Source organism: Lacinutrix sp. 5H-3-7-4 (assembly GCF_000211855.2).
Lineage (GTDB): Bacteria > Bacteroidota > Bacteroidia > Flavobacteriales > Flavobacteriaceae > Lacinutrix.
The window spans coordinates 2091411-2114341 of sequence record NC_015638.1; the positions used below are offsets into that span (position 1 = coordinate 2091411).

At 31.1% G+C, this 22931-nt stretch carries 18 protein-coding genes; 6 read left to right on the forward strand and 12 right to left on the reverse strand.

The features are described from left to right. Window positions 1-3: 3 nt before the first annotated feature. Window positions 4-804, reverse strand: a complete 801-nt coding sequence (locus tag LACAL_RS09300) for an RNA methyltransferase (protein WP_013870470.1) — start codon at window positions 802-804, stop codon at window positions 4-6. A 217-nt stretch (window positions 805-1021) separates the two neighbouring features. On the opposite strand from LACAL_RS09300, the gene LACAL_RS09305 reads away from it, so the two are divergent. From LACAL_RS09305 to LACAL_RS09315, 3 genes are all read left to right on the forward strand, one after another. Continuing rightward, complete coding sequence (locus LACAL_RS09305; RefSeq protein WP_013870471.1) at window positions 1022-5395, forward strand: T9SS type A sorting domain-containing protein; 4374 nt, start codon at window positions 1022-1024, stop codon at window positions 5393-5395. A 97-nt stretch (window positions 5396-5492) separates the two neighbouring features. Next, complete coding sequence (locus LACAL_RS09310; protein ID WP_013870472.1) at window positions 5493-6308, forward strand: DUF6503 family protein; 816 nt, start codon at window positions 5493-5495, stop codon at window positions 6306-6308. A gap of 36 nt (window positions 6309-6344) precedes the next feature. Then, window positions 6345-7142, forward strand: a complete 798-nt coding sequence (locus tag LACAL_RS09315) for a DUF6503 family protein (protein WP_013870473.1) — start codon at window positions 6345-6347, stop codon at window positions 7140-7142. Between the two features lie 75 nt (window positions 7143-7217). Here LACAL_RS09315 and LACAL_RS09320 read toward each other — a convergent pair whose 3' ends face one another. The 4 genes from LACAL_RS09320 to LACAL_RS09335 form a co-directional block, all read right to left on the reverse strand. After that, window positions 7218-7583, reverse strand: a complete 366-nt coding sequence (locus LACAL_RS09320) for a hypothetical protein (RefSeq protein ID WP_013870474.1) — start codon at window positions 7581-7583, stop codon at window positions 7218-7220. A gap of 53 nt (window positions 7584-7636) precedes the next feature. Beyond that, a complete protein-coding gene (locus tag LACAL_RS09325) occupies window positions 7637-8935 on the reverse strand; it encodes an amidohydrolase family protein (protein WP_013870475.1) in 1299 nt (432 codons plus the stop codon). A 72-nt stretch (window positions 8936-9007) separates the two neighbouring features. Beyond that, entirely contained in the window at window positions 9008-11998 is a 2991-nt protein-coding gene (locus tag LACAL_RS09330) for an amidohydrolase family protein (protein WP_013870476.1), read from the reverse strand. A 69-nt stretch (window positions 11999-12067) separates the two neighbouring features. Beyond that, complete coding sequence (locus LACAL_RS09335) at window positions 12068-13135, reverse strand: DUF3810 domain-containing protein (protein WP_013870477.1); 1068 nt, start codon at window positions 13133-13135, stop codon at window positions 12068-12070. Window positions 13136-13232: 97 nt separating this feature from the next. Here LACAL_RS09335 and LACAL_RS09340 point away from each other — a divergent pair, with 97 nt between their 5' ends. Continuing rightward, on the forward strand, window positions 13233-14693 hold the full coding sequence (locus LACAL_RS09340) for an aminoacyl-histidine dipeptidase (protein ID WP_013870478.1): 1461 nt from the start codon (window positions 13233-13235) through the stop codon (window positions 14691-14693). A gap of 116 nt (window positions 14694-14809) precedes the next feature. Here LACAL_RS09340 and LACAL_RS09345 read toward each other — a convergent pair whose 3' ends face one another. From LACAL_RS09345 to LACAL_RS09360, 4 genes are all read right to left on the reverse strand, one after another. Then, entirely contained in the window at window positions 14810-15736 is a 927-nt protein-coding gene (locus LACAL_RS09345) for a PD40 domain-containing protein (protein ID WP_013870479.1), read from the reverse strand. 172 nt (window positions 15737-15908) lie between these two features. After that, complete coding sequence (locus LACAL_RS09350) at window positions 15909-17108, reverse strand: peptidylprolyl isomerase (RefSeq protein WP_148256136.1); 1200 nt, start codon at window positions 17106-17108, stop codon at window positions 15909-15911. Window positions 17109-17147: 39 nt separating this feature from the next. After that, window positions 17148-17690 carry a gliding motility-associated peptidyl-prolyl isomerase GldI gene (gldI, locus tag LACAL_RS09355; protein ID WP_013870481.1) on the reverse strand — a complete coding sequence of 181 codons (543 nt, stop codon included), beginning with the start codon at window positions 17688-17690 and terminating at the stop codon, window positions 17148-17150. After that, window positions 17683-18702, reverse strand: a complete 1020-nt coding sequence (locus LACAL_RS09360) for a bifunctional oligoribonuclease/PAP phosphatase NrnA (RefSeq protein ID WP_013870482.1) — start codon at window positions 18700-18702, stop codon at window positions 17683-17685. The genes gldI and LACAL_RS09360 overlap by 8 nt, the downstream gene beginning before the upstream one ends. A gap of 87 nt (window positions 18703-18789) precedes the next feature. Between LACAL_RS09360 and LACAL_RS09365 the strand changes: the two genes are divergently transcribed. Both LACAL_RS09365 and LACAL_RS09370 read left to right on the forward strand, forming a co-directional pair. Then, window positions 18790-19209: a nucleoside-diphosphate kinase gene (locus LACAL_RS09365; protein ID WP_013870483.1), complete on the forward strand. Its 420-nt coding sequence runs from the start codon at window positions 18790-18792 to the stop codon at window positions 19207-19209. 102 nt (window positions 19210-19311) lie between these two features. Next, window positions 19312-21885, forward strand: coding sequence for a M4 family metallopeptidase (locus tag LACAL_RS09370; protein ID WP_013870484.1), 2574 nt, complete (start codon window positions 19312-19314; stop codon window positions 21883-21885). Window positions 21886-21961: 76 nt separating this feature from the next. Here the strand turns inward: LACAL_RS09370 and LACAL_RS09375 are convergent, their stop codons facing one another. From LACAL_RS09375 to LACAL_RS09385, 3 genes are all read right to left on the reverse strand, one after another. Beyond that, the gene (locus LACAL_RS09375; RefSeq protein WP_013870485.1) at window positions 21962-22153 is read right to left on the reverse strand and encodes a cold-shock protein; all 192 of its coding nucleotides are present in this window, start codon (window positions 22151-22153) and stop codon (window positions 21962-21964) included. A 172-nt stretch (window positions 22154-22325) separates the two neighbouring features. Next, on the reverse strand, window positions 22326-22517 hold the full coding sequence (locus tag LACAL_RS09380; protein WP_013870486.1) for a cold-shock protein: 192 nt from the start codon (window positions 22515-22517) through the stop codon (window positions 22326-22328). Between the two features lie 103 nt (window positions 22518-22620). Further along, window positions 22621-22917, reverse strand: a complete 297-nt coding sequence (locus tag LACAL_RS09385) for a DUF721 domain-containing protein (protein WP_013870487.1) — start codon at window positions 22915-22917, stop codon at window positions 22621-22623. Window positions 22918-22931 lie beyond the last annotated feature (14 nt).

Below are 22931 nucleotides of genomic sequence, written 5' to 3' on the forward strand. Positions count from 1 at the left end.
CTGTTATTTAAAATCGCGTTGTCTTTTTGCTTCAAAAATTAAAATTCCCGCAGCTACAGAAACATTCATAGAATCTATTGCACCTTGCATAGGTATTTTTATATTTTTTTTGGCAGCGTTTCGCCAGTAATTACTTAAACCAGTAGCTTCTGTACCAACTACAATTGCTGTTGGTGTTGTAAAATCTTGCTTGTGGTATTCTTGTGATTCTTGTAAAATAGCAGCATATATATTTATGCCTTTAGAGTTTAAAAAGTTAATGATAGCCTCGGTACTTCCAGTTGCAATTTGATTGGTAAATAAACAGCCTACACTAGAGCGTATAATGTTAGGATTGTATAAATCTGTTTTAGGGTTTGCAATAATTACAGCATCTATATTTGCAGCATCTGCAGTACGTAAAATGGCGCCAATATTTCCTGGTTTTTCGGGAGCTTCAGCAACTAAAATTAATGGGTTTTTGGTGTTAAAGCTTAAATTTTCAAAATTGTTTTCTTTAGTTTTCGCTATTGCTATAATACCTTCAGTGGTTTCTCGATATGCAATTTTAGTATAAACATCTTTACTTATCTCTATAATTTCAGCATTTAAATTACCTAGAGATTCTAAAGTATTTACATCGCAAAGTTCTGGATAGAATAAAATGGTCTTTAAATTATAATTCCCTTTTAGAGCTAATGTAATTTCACGAAGTCCTTCAACTATAAATAATCCTGTTTTTTTTCGTTCTCTAGATTTGTCTTTTAATAAAACAATTTGCTTAACTAAAGTATTTTGGGTGCTATTTATTTGTTTGTAAACCATTAATTTAAAACTATTAATTCTATATTTAGAGAATAGACAAATTTACGCTAAAAAGATTGTTTGAAAATAAAATATGTTAATATTTAATATAACCTAAATTTAATATAACCTAAACAATCTTCTTTTATCAATTAAAAATAATATAACAAGTAGGAAATTTCATTTTTTGGTTGTTATAATATTGTAACCAACAATCAATCACTAAACTAACGCTATTATGAAAAAACTATTACTTTTATTAGGACTTTGTTTAACCTCTGTTTTTAACTACTCCCAAATAGCAAATCAACCTACATCTTTTGATTTATGTGACGATGAAACGCAAGATGGAGTAACCGCTTTTGATTTAACACTTAAAGATGCAGAAATTTTAGGGAATCAAAATCCTAACGATTTTATTGTTTCATATCATTTAACACCAGGTGAAGCTAATGCAAATCTAAATGCATTAGCTAGTCCGTTTGTAAATTTTATAAATCCTCAAACGTTATATGTTAGAGTTGAAGAAATTATATCTGGAAATTTTGATTCAACAACCTTAATCATAAGGGTTTTGCCAAATCCGGTAGCAGGTGTACCAAATGTTTTAGAGGTTTGTGATGATGATAACGATGGATTTTCAACTTTCGATTTAACAATTAATGGAGCCATAATTTTAAATGGAGAATCTGGAAATACTATAAGTTATTTTTTAAGTGAAAGTGATGCGATTGCCAACACTAACCTAATTGCAAATCCAACTGCTTTTGCAAATACAACACCTAATTTTCAAACCATTTATGTAAGATTAGAAAATGCTACAACTGGATGCTTTAGCATAGTAGATTTTAATATTATTGTTAATGTCTTAAATATTAATGCACAAGCTTTTGATGTTATATCATGTGAATCTAGTAATGGTTTTGGAGTTTTTGATTTAACTATAAATGAAACTCAAATATTAAATGGAATTTCAAATTTAGAAGTTTCTTATTTTGAATCTTTAAACGATGCGTATTCAGGATTAAATCAAATAACACAACCAAACACCTATTTTAATACCCAAGCATACAACCAAACAATATATATGCGAATTTTAGACTTATCTACAGGTTGTGTTTTTGTAAGTGATTTGTTGGTTTTATATCTTGAAACTGAAGAGCTTATAATTAACAATCCAACAGCATTATACAGCCCAGATCCAGATGGAGATGGAATTACAAATTTTAATTTAGATAGTAAGATTAGTGAAATTGCAAACGGGAACACTAACTTAAGTATTACATTTCATGAAACACAAGTAGATTCTTATAACAATGTAAATGCAATTTCAAGTCCATATACTAACGTTGTAGCTTTTTCGCAAACCGTTTATGTAAGAGTCGAAAACTTTAATACTTTATGTAATGCTTTTACTTCATTAGATCTTGTTACACAGTCTAATTCATTTCAAGTAAATCCAGCAACATTAAATACATGTCAAGATTTTAGTGGCAATATTAGCTTTAATTTAACCACTGCAAATCCAGAAATTTTAAATGGGTTGGATCCTGCAAATTATACTATTGTTTATTATGAAGTTTATGATGACGCAGTATTAGAAAACAACGCCATTTCAAACCCGTTAAATTATATCTATTCGCCTAATATTCCTGTGATTTATGCAGGAGTAACAGAAGTTTCTACAACAGAATATGTGATTACTACTATAAATTTAAACTTGTATAATATACCAATAGCAGATTTTGATTATCCTGGATCTATTTGTGATAATAGTAGTGTTGTATTAAATCCAAATTCAAATCCAAATGCTACCTTTTCATGGAATACAGGAGAAAATACACCAACAATTACTATTAACATTGGAGGTTATTATGAGGTAACAGTTACAGATAATGTTACTGGATGCACCAATACAGCAGGTATTGATGTTATGGAATATCAAACTCCAGTTTTATCTACTCCAAACGATATAACAGCTTGTATTCAAGATGTTGTAAATATTGCATCTCAACTTGATGAGCTTATTCAAAATCCAAGCACAAGTAATGGTGCGTTTTATAATTTTGAACATTATTTAACCTTAAGTGATGCACAAAATCAAACAAATTTAATAACTAACCCAAGCCAATATGTAGCAATACAAAATGAAACAATTTATTTAAGAGTTTCTCCAATAGGAACAGAGTGTAATGCTATTACAAGTTTTAATCTTATTGTTTCAGACTGTGGCACACAACCAGAACAAGTTACTTGTGGGCAACCAGTAAGTAATTCCTTTTGTTATGATAGTGAAGATGGAGTACAATATACTTATACCAGTACAAATGGTTCTCCACTAGAATTAATTATAAGTTCTGGTCAAGTAGAAAATATTTACGATGAGTTAATTGTATTAGATACAAATGGCACAAATTTAAATGCAACAATACCTTATGGAAATAATGGCGATGTTTCAAACTTAAGCTTTCAATCTACAGGAGATACAATTACAATATATGTAGATTCAGACAATTCTATAAGTTGTCAAAGTAGTAATTATAATCCTATAACATATACTGTAGATTGTTTTGATACTACAGCAGTTCCAAATTGTGATTCAGTACTAATATCACCACAAGATTTAGAGGTTGATGTAAATGAAAATATAAATTTTACATGGTCTAATGCAACTGGTTTAGTTACTGGTTATAAAATATCGTTAGGCACATCTAGTGGCGCAACAGATGTTTTAAATTTATTAGATGTAGGAAATATTACAACTTACAATGTTGGTACTTTAAATTTTGCAACCAATTATTATGTAACTATTACACCATATAACGCAAATGGAGATGCAACAGGTTGTAGCGAAACTACTTTTACAACAAGAGCAGATCCAAACGTGTATATTGATTGCACATTAAATATACCTGTAAATACAACATTTTGCTATTCAAATAACGAAACGCAACAATATAACTTCTCGAGTAATGATGGATCTCCATTATATATTGTATTTAATTCTGGTAGTACAGAAAATAATTTCGACGAGCTAATTGTTTTAGATAGTGATGGTATCACAAATTTAAATGCAGATACTCCATATGGTAATTCTGGAGATTTAGCAGGCTTAACATTTACTACAACAGGAAGTTCTGTTACAATTTATATAGAATCAGATTTTAGTGTAATAGGATGTGAAGCAAACCCTATAGATTTTGATGTTTTCTGCGGAAGCAATATTGGGTTAATAGAAGTAAATGCTTTCTTAGACGAAAATAGTGATGGTATTTTTAATGCAAACGAAATACCATTTACAAACGGAACCTTTATTTATGAAGTTAATAACGATGCAGTAACTAATACAGTAAGTTCTAACACAGGAAGTTTTACCATAACAAATCAAGATGAAAACAATAGTTATGATATTTCATTTACCGAAACCAGCGGCTACGAAAACTGTTTTGATATAGCTACTTCATTATTCGAGAACGTAACAGTAGCAAATGGCAGTACTACTGTAATTAATTTTCCAGTAACAGAGTTAATGCCTTGCGAAGATGTATCGGTTTATTTAATACCATGGAGTGCGCCAAGACCAGGATTTAATTATTATAACGATCTTGTAATTGAAAACTTAGGCTCAACACCTGTAACATCTGGAGCAGTAACCTTTATTAGTGATCCTATTGTAAACTATGTAGGAGAAACAATTTTAGATGCAGAAACTACAGTAACACCAACAGCAACTGGAGCTACAGTAAACTTTACAAATTTACAACCAGGAGAATCAAGAATAATTTGGTTTCAATTATATACACCACCAACAGTAAGCTTAGGAGAGTTTGTAACAAGTTCTACAACGTATACAACAGCAGCAAACGATGTTAATACTGCAAATAATACATCTGTAATTACACAGGAAGTTATAGGCTCTTACGATCCTAACGATATTACAGAATCACATGGAGAGTCTGTTGTTTATCAGGATTTTACAAATTCAGACGAGTATTTGTATTACACCGTAAGATTTCAAAATGTTGGTACTGCAGATGCTATAAATGTACGTATAGAAAATACTTTAAATCCATTACTAGATGTTAGTACATTACAAATGCTAAGATCCAGTCACGATGTTGTAATGCTTCAAAATAATAACCAATTAACCTGGACATTTAATAATATAAATTTACCAGCACAATCGCAAGACGATAGAGGCAGTAATGGTTATGTGTATTATAAAATTAAACCAACCGCAGGTTATACTATTGGTACAACAATACCAAATACCGCAGAAATTTATTTCGATTTTAATGCTCCTGTAATAACCAATACTTTTATAACAGAGTTTGTAGAGTTTCAACTATCTGTGAATACATTCGAAACACAAAACTTTTCATTATATCCAAATCCTGCAAAAGATGAAGTTATAATAAAAAGTAATATCGCTTTACGCGGAAACACTTCTGTAACAATAATTAATGTTCAAGGAAAAATGGTTAATTCAAAAATATTAAACGTAAACAGTTTAGAAACCCAATTAAACATATCTAATTTAGAATCAGGATTGTATTTTATAAAACTGAAAAATGGTAAAACTGAAACTATAAAAAAACTAATAGTAAAATAAATTATAGTTAAATATTAATTAAAAAGCTTCAGTAAAAACTGAAGCTTTTTTTGTAATGTGTATTTTCGTTGTACGACAAATCTAAAAACCAATAAAAATGATAAAAAATAGTATTATAGCACTAATGTTATTGCTTATAGTATCGGCTTGTAAAAACAATACAGAACAAGTAGACTCTAAAAAGACTAAAGCAATAGAGACGCCAGAAACCGTAGAAGTAAAAACAGCTAATTATCCCGAAAATCTTGTGAAAGTATTTAATGCTCATGGAGGTATTGATAAATGGAAAACCATGAAGTCTTTAGAGTATACTCAAGAAAAAACTAATGGAAGCGAAGTAACACTTACAAACCTGTATACTCGAGAAGCATTAATAGATGCGCCAAACTATACTATAGGTTTCGATGGTGAAAAACCATGGCTATTAAATAAAACAGAAGAAGATTATAAAGGCTATGACCCTAAATATGGCTATAATTTAATGTTTTATTTCTATGCAATGCCATTTATACTGTCTGATGATGGTATTAATTATTCTAATACAGCGCCTTTAGAATTTGAAGGTAAAACGTACCCAGGAATACAAGTAACTTATAACGCAGGAGTTGGTGTAACACCAGAAGACCGTTACGTGCTATATTACAATCCAGAAACTTATATTATGGAATGGTTAGGTTACACAGTAAACTTTGTACCAGGAATAGATAAAAAAGAATTACATTTTAGAAAGTATGGAGATTGGCAAGAAGTTAATGGATTATTATTACCAAATACCATTACAGGTTATGGTTTTAAAAATGATAAACCAACAGTAGCAAAAGCACCTAATACATTTACAAATGTAAAAATTACAACAACGGCAGTAGATAAAAACAAATTTGCTAAACCTGAGAAGGCAGAATTTGTAGAGTAGTATTTAAACCAAAAAAACAAACTAAAAGAGATTAAAATGAAAAATAGCATTATTGCATTAGCCTTATTATTTATAGTATCGGCATGTAAAGAAAAAACCGAAACTGTAAAAACCGAAGACTATAAAACTAAAACACTAGATGTTACAACCTCTATATATCCAGAAAATGTAACCAAAGTATTTAATGCTCATGGTAGCATAGAGCAGTGGAATGAATTTAAAAATTTAGAATTTACTATAGCAAAAGAAACTGGTGACGAAAAAACTATTACCGATTTAAAAACACGTCGTTCTTTTATAGAAACAAATACGTTTGCTTTAGGGTTTGATGGTGAAAATGTTTGGTTGGATAAAAAAGGAGAAAACGAATACAACGGAAACCCTAATTTTTACTATAACCTTATGTTTTATTTTTATGCAATGCCATTTGTTTTAGGAGATGATGGTATCACATATGCAAACACTAATGCTTTAACATTAGAAGGCATAGAGTATCCAGGAATTAAAATAAGTTATGGTGCAGAAATAGGCTCGTCTCCAGAAGATGAGTATATTTTATATTACAATCCAGAAACATTTAAAATGGAATGGCTAGCATATACAGTTACTTATTTCTCTAAAGAAAAAAGCAAAAAGTGGTCGTTTATAAAATACAGTAATTGGCAAACAGTTAGTGGTATACAATTGCCAGAAACTTTAACGTGGTATAATACAGAAGATAGTTTACCAACAGAGCCAAGAAACAATGTACAGTTTAAAGCTGTAATGTTATCTAAAAATATGGCAGCAGATAGTGTTTTTGCTAAACCAGAAACAGGAGAAATAGTAGAATAATCTATTTTTTAAAATTTTAAATAAAAAAAGGCGTACCAATTGGCACGCCTTTTTTATATATAAGCTTTATAGTGTTTAATTGTTTTCGTTTAATAAAGTAGAAAAATGAGTTTCTTCAGGATTAAAAAAGTTTCCTGTAAACATAACATTATCTAATGCTTGATTTAAGTTTATTTTCGAGCTTAAATCTGAGAACTTGTAAATCTTATTATTTTTGCTAGTTAAAGCAACAAAGTTTCTATTATCAATATGCTTTTTAGATGTCGATATAGTTTTTATACTATTTGTGACTACACTTAGTTTATTATGTATAATATAAGATGTATCTACATCGATAGTAGAAATAAATAAAGGTGTATTATTTTTTTGCTCTTCTTTTTGTGTTTGAGAAAAAGAGAACAAATTAAACAAAAGAAAAAAGGTGATTAATAATGGTTTCATAATAACTCAATTTACTTAAATATAAGCTTTTTATTTAATAATTTAAAATATTATTATTGTTTATATTTATTACTATAACGTTTATAAAGTTCTGTTTGGTGAGATTCTAAACTTATATCACGTCCTTGAATATAGGCTTTAGATAATTTGTTAGTTCTCATATCAAGCGCATCTCCTTCACTAATAAAAAATGTAGCATCTTTTCCAACTTCTAATGAGCCAACTTTATCGTCAATACCTAAAATTTTTGCAGTATTTAGTGTAATTAAACTTAAAGCTTTTTCTTTATCTAAACCAAAAGCGGCACATGTACCTGCTAAAAAAGGTAAGTTTCTGGCATTCATACGTTCCATATCTCCTGAGTTCTCTAAGCCCACTAAAACACCGGCATTAACTAATGTATTAGCTAAAGTATAAGTTACGTCATAAGCGTCATCATCACTGTTGCTATTACTGTGTATACGTTGTAATAATACAGGAACGTTATTTTGCTTTAATAAAGGCATTACCTTATCTGCTTCTGCACCACCAACTATAACTAAACTTTTTACATTATTATCTTTAGCAAAAGCAATGGCATCTGTAATTCCTTTTTGGTCATCTACGTGAACAAATAATTTTTTAGTACCATTAAATAATGGTTGTAAAGCTTCAAATGGTAAATGTCTTGGCGATTTGTTACCAGCGTTATAAGCCTTACTTTCTAAAACATAATTTGTTAGATTATTTACTTGTTCGGTATATTTTTTATTAGGTTTTAAACCTGCTGGCTCACCTAACCACCAACGACCACGAGAATAAGGGTTTGGCCAGTTAAGATGGATACCATCATCTTCTTTTATAACAGCATCTTCCCAATTCCAGGCATCAAACTGTACAATAGATGAGGTTCCCGAAATGCGTCCGCCACGTGGTGTAATTTGTCCCATTAACACACCGTTTGGTCTCATAGATTCTACAACTTTAGACTCAGTATTATAAGCTATTAAACTTCTTACATGTGGGTTCATAGCTCCAACTTCTCTAATATCGTTAGATGCACGTACAGCATCAACTTCAACTAATCCTAAAGTTGAATTTGGTGCTATAAAACCAGGATAAATGTGTTTACCGTTTACGTTTATAACTTTACCTTGCCTAGCAATTTTCATGTTTGCACTACCAACAAAAGTTATTTTTCCTTCGTTAAACATTATCAGTGCATTTTCAATTACTTCACCATTTCCTAAATGTGCTGTCGCACCTTCAATAGAATAGGCTTGAGTTTGTTGTGGCGCAGGTGTTTGTTGCGCAATCGCAACTACAGATAGTAGTAGAGCAAAGGTTAGTAATTTGTATTTTAAATATTTCATTTTGAAATGTGTTTTATTAATTTGAAAAAAATATAAGGTCTTCCTATTTTAAGTAAGCCTTTTTATTGCTTACTATATTTCTGTATCACAGTGAAAGTGTTCTTTTTCTTTCTTTACAATAGGTTTTGTTTTTAAGCCCTTATTTTTTGCTTGTAACATTAAATTTGTAAGCTCATTTTTTTCTATTTTAATGGCTTCACGTTTTTGTTTATCTGTTTCAATATCAAAATAAGTTGCACCTTCAATTAGGGTTTTTTCTGCTTTTGCATAAATAGACATCGGGTGATCGCTCCATAATACAACATCTGCATCTTTTCCAACTTTTATACTACCAACACGATCGTCTATATGTAATAATTTAGCAGGATTAAGTGTTACAAATTTCCAGGCTTCTTCTTCGCTAACATTACCATATTTAACTGTTTTAGCAGCTTCTTGATTTAAACGTCTAGACATTTCGGCATCATCACTATTAATTGCAACGGTAACACCAGCATTATGCATTATAGCAGCGTTATATGGTATCGCATCATTAACTTCGTATTTGTATGCCCACCAATCACTAAAAGTAGAACCACCAACACCATGAGCTTCCATTTTATCGGCTACTTTATAACCTTCTAATATGTGAGTAAATGTATTTACACGAAAATCGAATTTTTCTGCTACTTTCATTAACATGTTAATTTCACTTTGTACGTAAGAGTGGCAGCTAATAAAACGTTCTTTGTTTAAAATCTCTGCAATTACTTCCATTTCAACATCTTTTCTATAAGGCTTTCCGCTTTTCTTTAAAGCATCATACTCTTTTGCACGTTGAAAATAGTCTGTGTACACTTGTTCAACTCCCATTCTAGTTTGTGGAAAACGTATTGTATTATTATCTCCCCAATTACTTTGTTTTACATTTTCACCTAAAGCAAATTTTATAAATTTTGGCGAGTTTTTGTATAACATGTCTTTAGCACTTTCTCCCCATTTAAGTTTAATTATAGCACTTCTTCCTCCAATAGGATTTGCAGAACCATGAAGAATTTGAATACTTGTAACACCACCAGCTAAGTTGCGATAAATGCCAATATGCTCTGGATTTATAACATCTTCTTGTGTTACTTCTGCTGTAGAGTTGTGTCCAGATTCGTTAACTGATGAGGTTGCAATATGCGAGTGCTCATCTATAATTCCAGCAGTTAAATGCTTGCCTTCTCCGTTTATTACTTTAGCGCCAGAAGCATTTAAATTTGTTCCTATTTTAGAAATTTTCCCGTTTTTAATTAAAACATCACTGTTTTTTAAAATACCTTCTTTTTCGTTAGTCCAAACCGTAACATTTTTAAATAAAATAGTTTCTTGTTTAGGTTGTGTTATATTTCCAAAAGCCATATTTGGATAGGTTACTGGAAAGAATTTTTGAGTTTTATTGTCTTTCTCTTCTTCATCTTTATCCTTTTCCTTTTCTACTTTGTCTTTTTTACTCTCTTTCTCGACTTTTTTAGCACTAAAAGTAGTTTCGTTTCCATTTGGAAAATATGCTTTACCACTAAAATTATTAGTGTCTGTAATATTAGAAACAAGTCTAATAAATTCTTGTTTTGTAGTATCTACTGTAGAGATTGTAAGGTTTAACCAATCGTCTTTAAAGCTTACTTTAGCACCTAACGTTTTATCGTTTGCTTTTGCTTTTGCTTTTAACTTTTCTAATTTACCAGAAATAGAAAGTTCATAGGTTGTGTTTTTTAAATTAAAAGTATAATCACCTCTAATGTCTGTAGTATTTAAAGCTTTAAATTCATCTTTTTCTCCGGTAACCCAGTTTTGATATATTGTAGTTTCTTTATCAAAAATATCTCCAGAAGTTACTAAGAAATTTGCATAAGCACCCGTTTTTAAGGTCCCTAAAAGATTAGATTTTCCTAGTATTTGTGCAGGAACTGTAGTTAATGCAGCTAAAGCTTTTTCTTTGCTTAGTCCAGCTTCTATGGCTTTAAGTACATTAGCCATAAATTCTTCTGGTTTTTTTAATTTGTGTGTAGTAAAGGCAAAGTTAATATTGTTTTCTGCTAGTATTTTTGGGTTATGTGGTTTTTGGTTCCACTCACGTAAATCTGCTAATTCAACAGCACTTGCTAAAAACGGATCTTCCATATCGTAAGCATCTGGAAAATCTACTGGTAATATAAACGAAGCGTTTGTAGCTTTAATATCGTTAATATATTCGTATTCATCACCACCACCAACAAAAACATATTGTGTATTAAATTGGTCACCAATATTATCTAAACGCAAGGCATTTAGTTTGCTACCAGCTTCCATAATTTGGACTTGGTTTTTATTTGCAATAAAAGCTTCTAAAGTACGGTCTTTTTCTTTTGCATTTCCAGTTGCATACCAATTGGCATCCATATTTACTTGGCGTAATAAAGCAAATGCACCCATAATAGAAGTTGGGTAGGCTTGACGTGAGCTTTTACTTTTACTTGTTCCTAAATATTGTCCAGATTTTTCGGCTAAAATTCTATTAGCATCTGTACCATTAGAGTTTAAAGCTATTAAAGTTCCTGTACCACGAATAATACCATCATCAATATGTGTGTTTACAGTACCAAAACCAGCTTTTCTTAATGTTTCGGCTGCTTTACTATCAAATTTAAAATGTGCAATGGCATCTTGTTCTGCTCTAATGTGGTCATTCCAGTAGTAGCCTTCACGACCAGCATCGTATTGTGGTCTTCTAGAATTACCGCTTGGAGATTTTGGTGTTTCTACACCAAAAGTAGAGTAGATGTCTATAAATGAAGGATATATACTTTTTCCTGTTAAATCTACTTTCACAGCATTTTTTGGAATTGAAACCGATTTTCCTACAGCTATAATTTTACCATCTTTAATAAGTAAAGTGCTTTTGTCCAACACTTGAGTAGGTGAAACGTGAATTGTAGCATTTGTTAATGCTGTGTAATTGGAATTTATGGTTTTTACACCATCATTTTTGGGCGCATAATCTTGCGCGAACAATGTTATACTAAAACATAGCATTGTTGTTAGTAATAATTTTTTAATCATGAGTTAGTTTGATATGAGATTAAGCATTAAATATAATACTTAGCCAAGATATTTTGCTAATTATGACTGTTAAAGTGTTTTGTTTTGAAGATAATTTACTAAAAGCGCTACAACGTAACTATAACTTTTCATACCTCCTTTTTGATTGTTAGCTTCTAAAAAAGAACTGTAAGTTGTTTGAAATAATGGCTCGATAGGATTTTTGTGGCTGTCCCAAAATACACGAACGTCTTGGTAGTTTTTTAAAATTCCAGGATTTAACTCCTGAAGCTTTGTGGTATATAATTCAGGATTTCTTCTATATATTTCGTGTAAACAATGTCTTAAAGCAAAGGTATAACCAGAGTATTTAAAATAAATATCGGTATTACTAGTTGCAGCTAAAAAACCTATAAAATTGGCTTCATTTTCTGCCGCATAACCTAATTGGTGCGCTACTTCGTGAGAGGCTGTTGTTGGTAATTTAAATATAGGAATCCAGCTGTTTACTTGAGCTTCGTTAGTTAAAGGATTTAAATAGCCACTAAATCCCATATAAGTTAATGGCATGCTAAGTAGTGATTTTTTTATACTTTTTCCGTCGTATTCTAAATGCGGAAATGTATTTTGCAATACTCTGTAACCATCTGGAACTTTTTTTAATAATTGAGGTTTAGTATAAGGAAACACAACTTTTACGGTGTCATTATTGGTTATTTGAAGCTGAATTTTATTAGACTTATCAATAAGTTTATTGGTAACTGCTACAAGTTCTTCGGTAGTGTAATCGGCTTTTAAATTAAGGTTTTTATGAAGTGGTAAACGGTAATAATTAATAGCCCAGAATACATGAAACGCAATATAAATAATAGCTAATGCAGCAAATACATCAATTAACCAATGTTTAAAATCTTTAATTATACGTTTACGATTTACAAAAAGCCATCTTAAAATAAAAATAATTGCAAAAGCATAAATAAAATCACCAAACGAAAAAGGTAACCAACCCAAAGTAAACCTAAGAATTTTTGAAGTTAATGGATACAAACCATTGCTATAATAGGTTTCTACAAATTCTGGAAACTGTGCTAATAGTTTTACAATTAAAATAGCAGGAATTATAGAAAGCGCAATAATTAATTTTTTTTGTTTCAGCATAGCTCAAAAATAGTTAATTTTCTGTTAGACCAACCAACAATTTTAATCCTGAAAACTCTTTTTCGTACTTTAGCAGTTCTTAAATAAAATTAGATATATGAATACTGAAATAAGAGCTTTAGAACCAAAACCATTATGGAATAAATTTGCAGATTTAAACGCTGTACCGCGACCTTCTAAAAAGGAAGAACGCGTAATAAAGTTTATGAAAGACTTTGGTGTTAACCTAGGCTTAGAAACTATTGAAGACGAAGTTGGTAATGTAATTATTAAAAAGCCAGCAACACAAGGCATGGAAGATCGTGTAACCATTGTAATGCAATCGCATTTAGATATGGTACACCAAAAAAATGCAGATACAGTATTCGATTTTGATACCCAAGGCATAGAAATGTATGTTGATGGTGATTGGGTAAAAGCAAAAGGTACAACGCTTGGCGCAGATAATGGTTTGGGTGTAGCTACAATTATGGCAATTTTAGAAAGCACAGATATTGCACATCCTGCAATTGAAGCTCTTTTTACTATAGATGAAGAAACAGGAATGACTGGAGCTATGGGATTAAAAGGTGGATTGTTAACTGGCGGTATTTTGTTAAATTTAGATACAGAAGAAGATGACGAAATAGGAGTAGGTTGCGCAGGAGGAATAGATGTAACAGCAACAAGAACTTACGAAGAAGAAGAAACTCCAGAATTTAAAATTGGTTACCAAATAATAGTAAAAGGTCTACAAGGCGGACATTCAGGAATGCAAATTCATGAAGGTTTAGGTAATGCAAATAAAATTATGAACCGTTTATTATTTGATGGTTTCGAGAACTTTGGTTTACGTATTTCTGAAATTGATGGTGGTAGTCTACGTAATGCAATACCAAGAGAGAGTAAAGCAATAGTCGCTATTGATGCTATACATGAAGAAGCTTTTAATACTGAAATACAACAATTAGCCAATAGTATTAAAGCCGAATTAAAAACTATGGAACCAGATTTAGAAGTTGTAGTTTCTAAAATTGATACTCCAGAAAAAATAATGAATTTAGGCGTGCAAGAAGGTTTAACACGAGCCTTATATGCTGCATTAAACGGTGTGTACCGCATGAGTGCAGATATTAAAGATTTAGTTGAAACTTCAAATAATGTTGCACGTGTTATTGTAAAAGATGGAGCTGTTAAAATTGGATGTTTAACAAGATCATCGGTTGAAAGTTCTAAGTTTGATTTAGCAAATACACTACGCGCTACTTTTGAGTTAACAGGATGTGAGGTTGAATTTTCTGGCGATTATCCTGGTTGGACACCAAATATGGAGTCTTCTATTTTAAAAGTGTTAGATAATTTATACCAAAAACTTAATGGCGAAAAAGCGCACATTGCTGCTTGTCATGCAGGTTTAGAATGTGGTATTTTAGGTCAAAACTATCCAGATATGGAAATGATAAGTTTTGGGCCAAATATTAAAGGCGCTCATAGTCCAGATGAACGAGCACAAATTTCATCGGCTCAAAAATATTGGAAGTTTGTTTTAGAGATTTTAAAAGAGATTCCTAAAAAATAATAATTTATAAAAAAAGCACAATCTCAAGATTGTGCTTTTTTTATTTTTATTTAAGTAAGTTTTTTTACTTGATTAAAATACGTTTTTACTACCACTAAGTGTTATACTACTTACAACTAAATTTTTATTTTGGTCATATAAATCTTGCTCAAGCCATTTTCATTTTCTTGAATGTATTTTTTGAACTCTAATATATTTTTAAATGTTTTAGGTTTTATATTCTGTCTCTTACTGGTAAAGTATAATATTCCATTTTTTTCATCGTAAAATGGGCAATACTCCATAAACTTAGTGTTAATAGGTATGCCTAGGTTTGTAGGTTTTTTCCAGCTTCCATTTATATCCTTTTTCGCAATATATAAATCACCACTTCCGTGTCCATCTTTTTCATTGTATTTGGTGTAAATTAAAATGTCTTCGTTTTTGGATATAAATGCATTAAACTCATAACCAGCACTGTTAATATTTTTATTTAGTAGTATAGGAGGTAGGTACTTGTTATTTTGCCATTTACAAAAGTAAATATCGTCTTTGCCATAACCGTCTGGTGAATCCATAGTAAAATATAAATTATTATTATCACTAATAGTTGGGTAAAATTCGTCTAGATTAGAATTAACTGGTTTGCCTATATTTTTAGGTTTAGACCATTTTTTACTGCTATTCGCTCTATCTACATACCAAATATCAAAATCTTTGCTTTTGTTAATAGAATCATTTAAAGGTCTATTTGAAACAAAAAACAACCTATTTTCATTGGTTGATAAAAAAGGCTCTAAATACATGTAAGAATCACAAAATGGTAGCAGTTTAGGTTCTAACCATATATTGTTTTCTTTTTTAATTGTAGCTAATTGAGAAATTTTACCATTTGGACTCTGGATGGTAAAAAATGCTTCGTCTCCTTTAGCAGAAATGGTGAAATCCCTAATGTTAGTAAATTGATTTAATATGCTGTTAAATTGAATAATTTCATTTTCTTTTTGTGCAGATATTAGATTTGAAATTAAAACTAAGAGGATTACTAATAAAGGTTTTTTCATAAAGATATTTTCTTTTCAATTTTAAGATTTAACTATTGTTAATGCGTTTTCATTTTTTAGTATTAAACGAAGTTAAACAATTTAGTTTTGAAATTTTTAAGTGATTATTGGGTATAAAAAAACCTTCAGCTTTTATTACTGAAGGTTTTTTAATTTCCGCGAAAGCGAAATATTACTTTATACTCATTAACTCAATATCAAAAATTAAGTTTGAGTTAGCAGGTATTGGTCCGTTTGCAGCAGCACCATAACCTAAAAACGAAGGAATAAATACTTTAGCTTTATCTCCAATTTTCATTCTTAAAAAAGCTTCTCTAAATCCTGGTATTAATCCAGCACTTGTGTTATATTTTCTATCAAAAGCCTTGTAAAAGCCATTTTCGTCTGCCTTTTCATCGTAAGTTCCATTAGCTTTGGCAACATCTTTCCAAGTTGTATAAAATAAAGTGCCATCTTCAAAATAACCAGCACAGTTAATATATACATTGTCTGATGGTTTTGGTTTTACACCATTACCTTCTTTTGTAGTAATCATTACCATACCTGTTGGAGATTCGTAAACTTCGCCTTTTAAATCGGCATTAGCTTTTTTAAAACTATCTGCAGCTATTTTAGCTTTTTCTTTAGCTATTTCTTCTTGTTTCTTTTTAATTTCTTCAATACGTTGTGGTAATAAAGGTTCTTGTTCTGTAAATACAGCAGGAGCATCAAAGGCTTTAGCTGCACTACCTTTACGTATAATTGTTAGTTTATTAATTACAACATCTTCTAACGGTTTGTTAGCACTAGAGCGCTCTTTAGAAACTGCAACATTAGATATAGAATCTTGAACTTCTAAACCTTTTACAAGCTCACCAAAAACAGGATGACAGCTTGTTCGTGGCGCGTTACAATTTTTTAAAGTTCCGTCTGCTAAAAAGGCATCTAATCTTTTTAAAGGGACTTCGGTTATAAAAAATTGGCTTCCGTTAGTTGCTAAACCTCCAGAATTTGCCATAGATAAAATACCTGCTTTATCGTGGCTTAATTCTTGGTCAAACTCACTATGAAACTTATAACCAGCACTTCCCATTCCTGAAGCAGTTGGATCACCACCTTGAATCATAAATTTATCCATAACGCGGTGAAAAGTAATACCATCGTAAAATGGTTTTCCTTTTAAAGAATCTGCTAAACTTGGGTGAGTACCTTCAGCAAGACCAACAAAGTTTGCTACTGTTACTGGTGCTTTTTCAAAATATAATTTGGCAACCATTGTACCTTTTGTGGTTTGAAACTCTGCATACAATCCATCTTCTAAATCTTTATAATTGTCTTGGCAAGAAGCACTTGTTATACCAACTACTAGTGCGACTATAAAAATCTTGATCATTTGTTTATAATTGTTCATGTTTAAAATATTGATTTTTTGTTATTGCTTTTTTTGAATAGAATTTACTGTTACTGTACTTTGTATAGGTATGTTAGAACCAATTTTATTTTCGTCTCCATAATAACCGTAGGCTTTTTGAGACGGAAAAATAAATTTATAAGTTTCTCCGGCTTGCATTAATTTTAAACCTTCGCGTAAGCCAGAAAATAACTCTTCTTGGTCCATAGCATAGTTTTTTGTTTTTAACGCTTCCGCGGAATAGATGGTAACACCATTTAAGTTAGATATATCATAATTAAAATTAACAATATCACCAAATGTTGCTTTAGGTGTATTTTCTTCTGAAGCTTTAACAACTGCATACCAGAAACCGTTTTCTGAAGCCTGATAATTGAGTATTGTATCTTGTGCTATAAGTGATTCTATTAAGACCTTTTCGTTTTGATAGAGCTGTTTATTTCTCTCGGCAGATTCTTTAATAAAAGAACCTGTTTTAGAAGATACAGGTTTTCTTGCTTCAGGTGTTGTTTTACAAGCAAAAGTTGTAAGTAATATTATTAAAAGGAAAATACCTTTATTCATTATTTAGGGCTTTACTATAGGTTGGTAATATACTAATAAATTTTTCAACTGTTGCTTCTAGAGATGTTGTGCTTTTTCCTCCAGCAGCATTAGTATGACCGCCACCTTCAAAATGAGCACGAGACATTTCGTTTACAGAAAAATCACCTTTAGATCGTAACGAAATTTTAATTATTCCTTGCTTTTTATCTTCTATAAAAATAGCAGCTAGAACTGTTTTATTTAGTGATAATGCATAGTTTACAAAACCTTCGGTATCTCCTTTTTTATAATCTAATTGTTGTAACTCGTCTTGCGATAATGTAATATATGCAGTATTATACTCTGGTAAAACTTTTAAATTACTAAGCGCACAACCTAATAATTGCATTCTATTAAACGAGTTTGTATCAAAAACATTGTTATGTATTTGTGTATTATCTGCACCTTTATCTATTAAGTCTGCAATTATACGGTGTGTTGTACTTGTGGTAGATCTAAATCTAAAAGAGCCAGTATCTGTCATAATACCAACATATAAACAAGTCGCAATATCTTTATCCACAACTTCTAAAGCTTCAAGTTTAGTTAAAAAGTGATAAACCATTTCGCAGGTAGAACTCATGCTAACATCGCTAAACATATATTTAGCATAATTATCGGGTTGTTGATGATGATCAATCATAATTTTAATTGCATCACTACGTTCTAAAACAGGTTCCATATTACCAGTTCTATGTAAAGCATTAAAATCTAGTGTAAAAATAATATCGGCATGGTTAATAATGTTTTCGCTTTCTACGGTTTGCGTATCGTATTTTAAAATAGAATCCTCTTTTGGTAACCACTTTAAAAACTCAGGGTAATCGTTTGGAGCAACAATTACTGCATCGTGATTTAATTTTAATAGGTAGTGTAATAACCCTAATGTAGAACCAATGGCATCACCATCTGGATTTTTATGAGGAATAACAACTATTTTTTTAGGCGTTGCTAATAGCGATTTTATATCTAATATATCTTGTGTTGTCATAGCGCACGAAGATACAATTTTTTAATATGAGAATGTATTGTTTTATTAAAGAAATACACTACTTTTGCACCTTAAAAAATTAATAAAATGGCAACAAATAGAACATTTACAATGCTTAAGCCTGATAGTGTAGAAAAAGGACACATTGGCGCAATTTTAGAAAAAATAAACGCTTCAGGTTTTAGAATCGTAGCAATGAAATTAACGCAAATGACTAAAGCAGATGCTGAGGCATTTTACGCAATTCACAACGAAAGACCTTTCTTTGGTGAATTAGTAGAGTACATGACACGCGGACCTATTGTAGCTGCTGTTTTAGAAAAAGAAAACGCAGTTGAAGATTTTAGAACTTTAATAGGTGCTACAAATCCTGCAGATGCTGCAGAAGGAACAATTAGAAAATTATACGCAGCTTCTATTGGAGAAAATGCTGTACACGGTAGCGATAGTGATGAAAATGCTGCTATCGAAAGTGCTTTTCACTTTTCAGGAAGAGAAATGTTTTAAGCATTTTATCGTAAAAAATATACACTTAAGCCTAATTTTAACACGATTAGGCTTTTTTTGTATTTGTCAATGAGTTACTTTAGCGTCTCTAAAAAATTGACAATGAATACCTTAAAACAATCGCTATACTTTCTTTTTTTCTTTTCAATTATAGCCAATGCTCAAAACTCTCAAGATGCATTAACTAATTTAAAAAAGAATACCAACGCTACAATTACTGTTAATACTCATTCTGGAGTTCCAGAGTTTATAAAATTCCCTAATGCTTCAGCTTTAAAAATTAGAGGTGCATCGCATGAAGAAAAAGCGCTTCAGTTTTTAAATGATAACAAATCTGTTTTTAAGCTTAACACTGTTGAAAGTGCCTTTAAAATAAATAAACCAAAACTGGATAATATTGGAAATTCACGTTTAATTTTAAATCAAATTCATAATGATGTACCAGTTTACGATGGTAAATTATTGTTTCATTTTAATTCTCAAGGAGATTTAACAGCTATAAATGGTAACTATATTCCGCAAATAAAAATAAATACTCAACCGTCAATAGGTGCAGCTTCAGCAAAATCAATTGCTATTCAGGAAATTATTAATCAAAACATAAATAATTCTGGAGAAGCTTTGTTTATAGAATCAAATATGTTATTTGTTTTCCAAAAGGGATTAGCCCAAGGTTATCAAGGAGCTAATTATTTAGTTTATAAAGTTGAGGTAACAAATGCTTTAGATGTAAGAGAATTTATATTTGTAAATGCTCATAGTGGTGAAATTGTAGAACAATTTACAGGAATCGCTCATGCATTAGATAGGGTGATTTACGAAAACGATACAAGCAATGTAGCCTGGCAAGAAGGCGATGCTTTACCCGGAACGTTAACCATTTGGCAACGTAATGAGGTTGAGGCTTCTGGTCATGTTTATCATTTTTTTAATAATGCTTTTGGTTTTGCTTCATACGATGGAGCAGATGCACAAATGCAAACTATAAATAATAACCCTAATATTAATTGCCCTAATGCAAGTTGGAATGGAGTAACAGCGAATTATTGCGATGGTACTGCTGCAGATGATGTTATTGCGCATGAATGGGGACACGCATATACACAATTTACAAGCGGCTTAATTTATCAATGGCAATCTGGAGCTATTAATGAATCATATTCAGATATTTGGGGAGAAACTGTAGATCTTTTAAATAATTATGAAGATACCGACGATGATAATTCTATTAGAACAAACGGTTGCGGTAGCAGTGATCGATGGCGTATTGCAGAAGATGCCACTGCGTTTTCAAGTGCTATTAGAGACATGTGGGATCCTACTTGTAATGGAGATCCTGGAAAAGTAACAGATGCAGAATATTTATGTGGTACTGCAGATAATGGTGGTGTGCATATTAACTCTGGAATACCTAATCACGCATACGCGTTATTAGTAGATGGAGGTAATTATAACGGACAAGTAATTATTGGAATTGGCTTTACTAAGGCAGCACATATATTCTGGCGTGCACAAAGCCAATATTTAACTGCTACTAGTGACTTTGTAAATTTAGCCGATGCTTTAGAGGCTTCTGCAAACGATTTGTTAGGCGTTAATTTAGAAGGTTTATCTACAACAAGTACACCTGTAGGACCATCTGGAGAAATTATAACTCCAGCAGATGTACAACAAGTAATAAATGCAATTTTAGCGGTAGAATTACGTGTAAATCCAGACGCTTGTGGCTATACACCTGTGTTGGTTGATACTGCTCCATTATGTGATAACGCAAATAATAATCCTATATTTTTTGAAGATTGGGAAAATGGTATTGGTAATTGGACATTAAGTCAAGACCAAACAGCAGGAACTTGGACTGCTAGAGATTGGGAAATTGAGACTAGTTTACCTAACGGAAGAACAGGAAGTGGTATTTATGCTATAAATGCACCAATTGGAGCACCACAATATGGAGGTGATTGTGCTTCAGATTTCCAAAACGGAATTATGCGTTTGCAAAGTCCTGTAATAACTTTGCCAGATTTTACAGATGGTAATTTTGAATTGGCATTTAATCATTACATTTCTATAGAGCCTAGCTGGGATGGCGGAAATATAAAAATGAGTATAAATGGTGGCACTTGGGATATTATACCATCTACAGCTTTTACAGCAAACCCATATAACGGTACATTAAATGGACCAGGACAAAACGATAATCCTATGGCAGGAGAAAATGTGTTTACAGGAACCGATGAAGGTTCTAATAAAGGCAGTTGGGGAACAAGTATAATAGATTTAGGAAGTTTAGGAGTTTTGGCAAATGATACGATACAATTTAGATTTGAAATGGGAACCGATGGATGTAATGGTCGAGAAGGTTGGTATCTTGATGAATTTAGAGTTTATAATTGTGCCTATGCATTATCAGTTTCAGAGTTTGAAAATCTAGAGAGTTATGTAACAGTATACCCAAACCCATCTAATGGTATTTTTACTTTACAAAATAAAAAGCCAACAACACTTGTAAATGCTAAAGTTTACGATATAAACGGACGTTTAATTAAAACAATAAACCTTAGCAATATGGCTTCAGAAAAAATAATAGATTTAAGTGAATTTTCTTCAGGTTTATATTTTATGTCTGTAGCTTCACAAACATCAACAACAGTAATTAAATTACTCAAGCAGTAAGGTGAGAAAAATATTTTAAAATAGAAAAGCCCACTCAATTGAGTGGGCTTTTGCTTAAAAAATTATGAAGTATATATTAAATAACTTTAACGTTAACTGCGTTTAATCCTTTTTTGCCTTCTTGTAAGTCGAATTCAACGTCATCGCCTTCACGAATCTCATCAATTATACCTGTAACATGTACAAAATGGTCTTTGTCTACACCTTCTTCTGTGATGAAACCAAATCCTTTAGTGTCATTGAAGAATTTTACTGTGCCTTTACTCATTGTAATAAATTTTAATATTAATTATTTAATTATTGGCAAAGATGATGCCATTAATTAACATGACCTATTTATTAGTTTGTTATTATTAAAATGTTTTCAAAATTACCATAAAAAAAAGCTCACTATAAAATAGTGAGCTTAATTGTAATAAGGTAAATTGAATATATATAGATTATATAACTTTTACGTTTACTGCGTTCATACCTTTACGACCTTCTTGAAGATCGAATTCTACTGCATCTCCTTCACGAACTTCGTCGATTAAACCAGAGATGTGTACGAAATGGTCTTTGTCTGATCCTTCTTCAGTTATAAAACCGAAACCTTTAGAATCATTGAAAAATTTTACTGTGCCTTGAGCCATTTTAAAAAAAATTTAATTTATAATAAGTTCCAAAGATAGTATTTTAATTTAACAATTGTTTTTTTAAACCTTTTATTTTGAATAAGTAACAATTTGTTAACCTCTACCTAAGTATTATTTTTTTTATTAAGTCTTTTTCTAGTGCCTCATTAAGCATTTTTACAATTTTTTCTTTTCCGTAACTAAGTTCTTCTCTAAGTACGCTAGAGCTTAGTTGTACAAACAAAGTATCGTTTTTAAGTTCTATAGCAGTTGTATAATTATTAACACCATTTCCCATTAAATTAGCCCATGCTTCACGAACATTAACTTTATCTAAACCTTTTTCTAAATTATTTGTTTCTACAAAATCTTTTAAGGCATCAGAGATGTTTAATAAATTGTTATTGCGTTTTGCCATCTTTAAGTAGGTCG

Excerpts from the sequence above, each read along its gene's own strand:
- LACAL_RS09370 (WP_013870484.1), top strand. The coding sequence starts at position 19,312 with ATGAATACCTTAAAACAATCGCTATACTTTCTTTTTTTCTTTTCAATT.
- LACAL_RS09305 (WP_013870471.1), top strand. The coding sequence starts at position 1,022 with ATGAAAAAACTATTACTTTTATTAGGACTTTGTTTAACCTCTGTTTTT.
- LACAL_RS09365 (WP_013870483.1), top strand. The coding sequence starts at position 18,790 with ATGGCAACAAATAGAACATTTACAATGCTTAAGCCTGATAGTGTAGAA.
- gldI (WP_013870481.1), bottom strand. The coding sequence starts at position 17,690 with ATGAATAAAGGTATTTTCCTTTTAATAATATTACTTACAACTTTTGCT.
- LACAL_RS09335 (WP_013870477.1), bottom strand. The coding sequence starts at position 13,135 with ATGCTGAAACAAAAAAAATTAATTATTGCGCTTTCTATAATTCCTGCT.
- LACAL_RS09345 (WP_013870479.1), bottom strand. The coding sequence starts at position 15,736 with ATGAAAAAACCTTTATTAGTAATCCTCTTAGTTTTAATTTCAAATCTA.
- LACAL_RS09340 (WP_013870478.1), top strand. The coding sequence starts at position 13,233 with ATGAATACTGAAATAAGAGCTTTAGAACCAAAACCATTATGGAATAAA.
- LACAL_RS09385 (WP_013870487.1), bottom strand. The coding sequence starts at position 22,917 with ATGGCAAAACGCAATAACAATTTATTAAACATCTCTGATGCCTTAAAA.
- LACAL_RS09380 (WP_013870486.1), bottom strand. The coding sequence starts at position 22,517 with ATGGCTCAAGGCACAGTAAAATTTTTCAATGATTCTAAAGGTTTCGGT.
- LACAL_RS09360 (WP_013870482.1), bottom strand. The coding sequence starts at position 18,702 with ATGACAACACAAGATATATTAGATATAAAATCGCTATTAGCAACGCCT.
- LACAL_RS09315 (WP_013870473.1), top strand. The coding sequence starts at position 6,345 with ATGAAAAATAGCATTATTGCATTAGCCTTATTATTTATAGTATCGGCA.
- LACAL_RS09375 (WP_013870485.1), bottom strand. The coding sequence starts at position 22,153 with ATGAGTAAAGGCACAGTAAAATTCTTCAATGACACTAAAGGATTTGGT.
- LACAL_RS09330 (WP_013870476.1), bottom strand. The coding sequence starts at position 11,998 with ATGATTAAAAAATTATTACTAACAACAATGCTATGTTTTAGTATAACA.
- LACAL_RS09300 (WP_013870470.1), bottom strand. The coding sequence starts at position 804 with ATGGTTTACAAACAAATAAATAGCACCCAAAATACTTTAGTTAAGCAA.
- LACAL_RS09325 (WP_013870475.1), bottom strand. The coding sequence starts at position 8,935 with ATGAAATATTTAAAATACAAATTACTAACCTTTGCTCTACTACTATCT.
- LACAL_RS09320 (WP_013870474.1), bottom strand. The coding sequence starts at position 7,583 with ATGAAACCATTATTAATCACCTTTTTTCTTTTGTTTAATTTGTTCTCT.
- LACAL_RS09350 (WP_148256136.1), bottom strand. The coding sequence starts at position 17,108 with ATGATCAAGATTTTTATAGTCGCACTAGTAGTTGGTATAACAAGTGCT.
- LACAL_RS09310 (WP_013870472.1), top strand. The coding sequence starts at position 5,493 with ATGATAAAAAATAGTATTATAGCACTAATGTTATTGCTTATAGTATCG.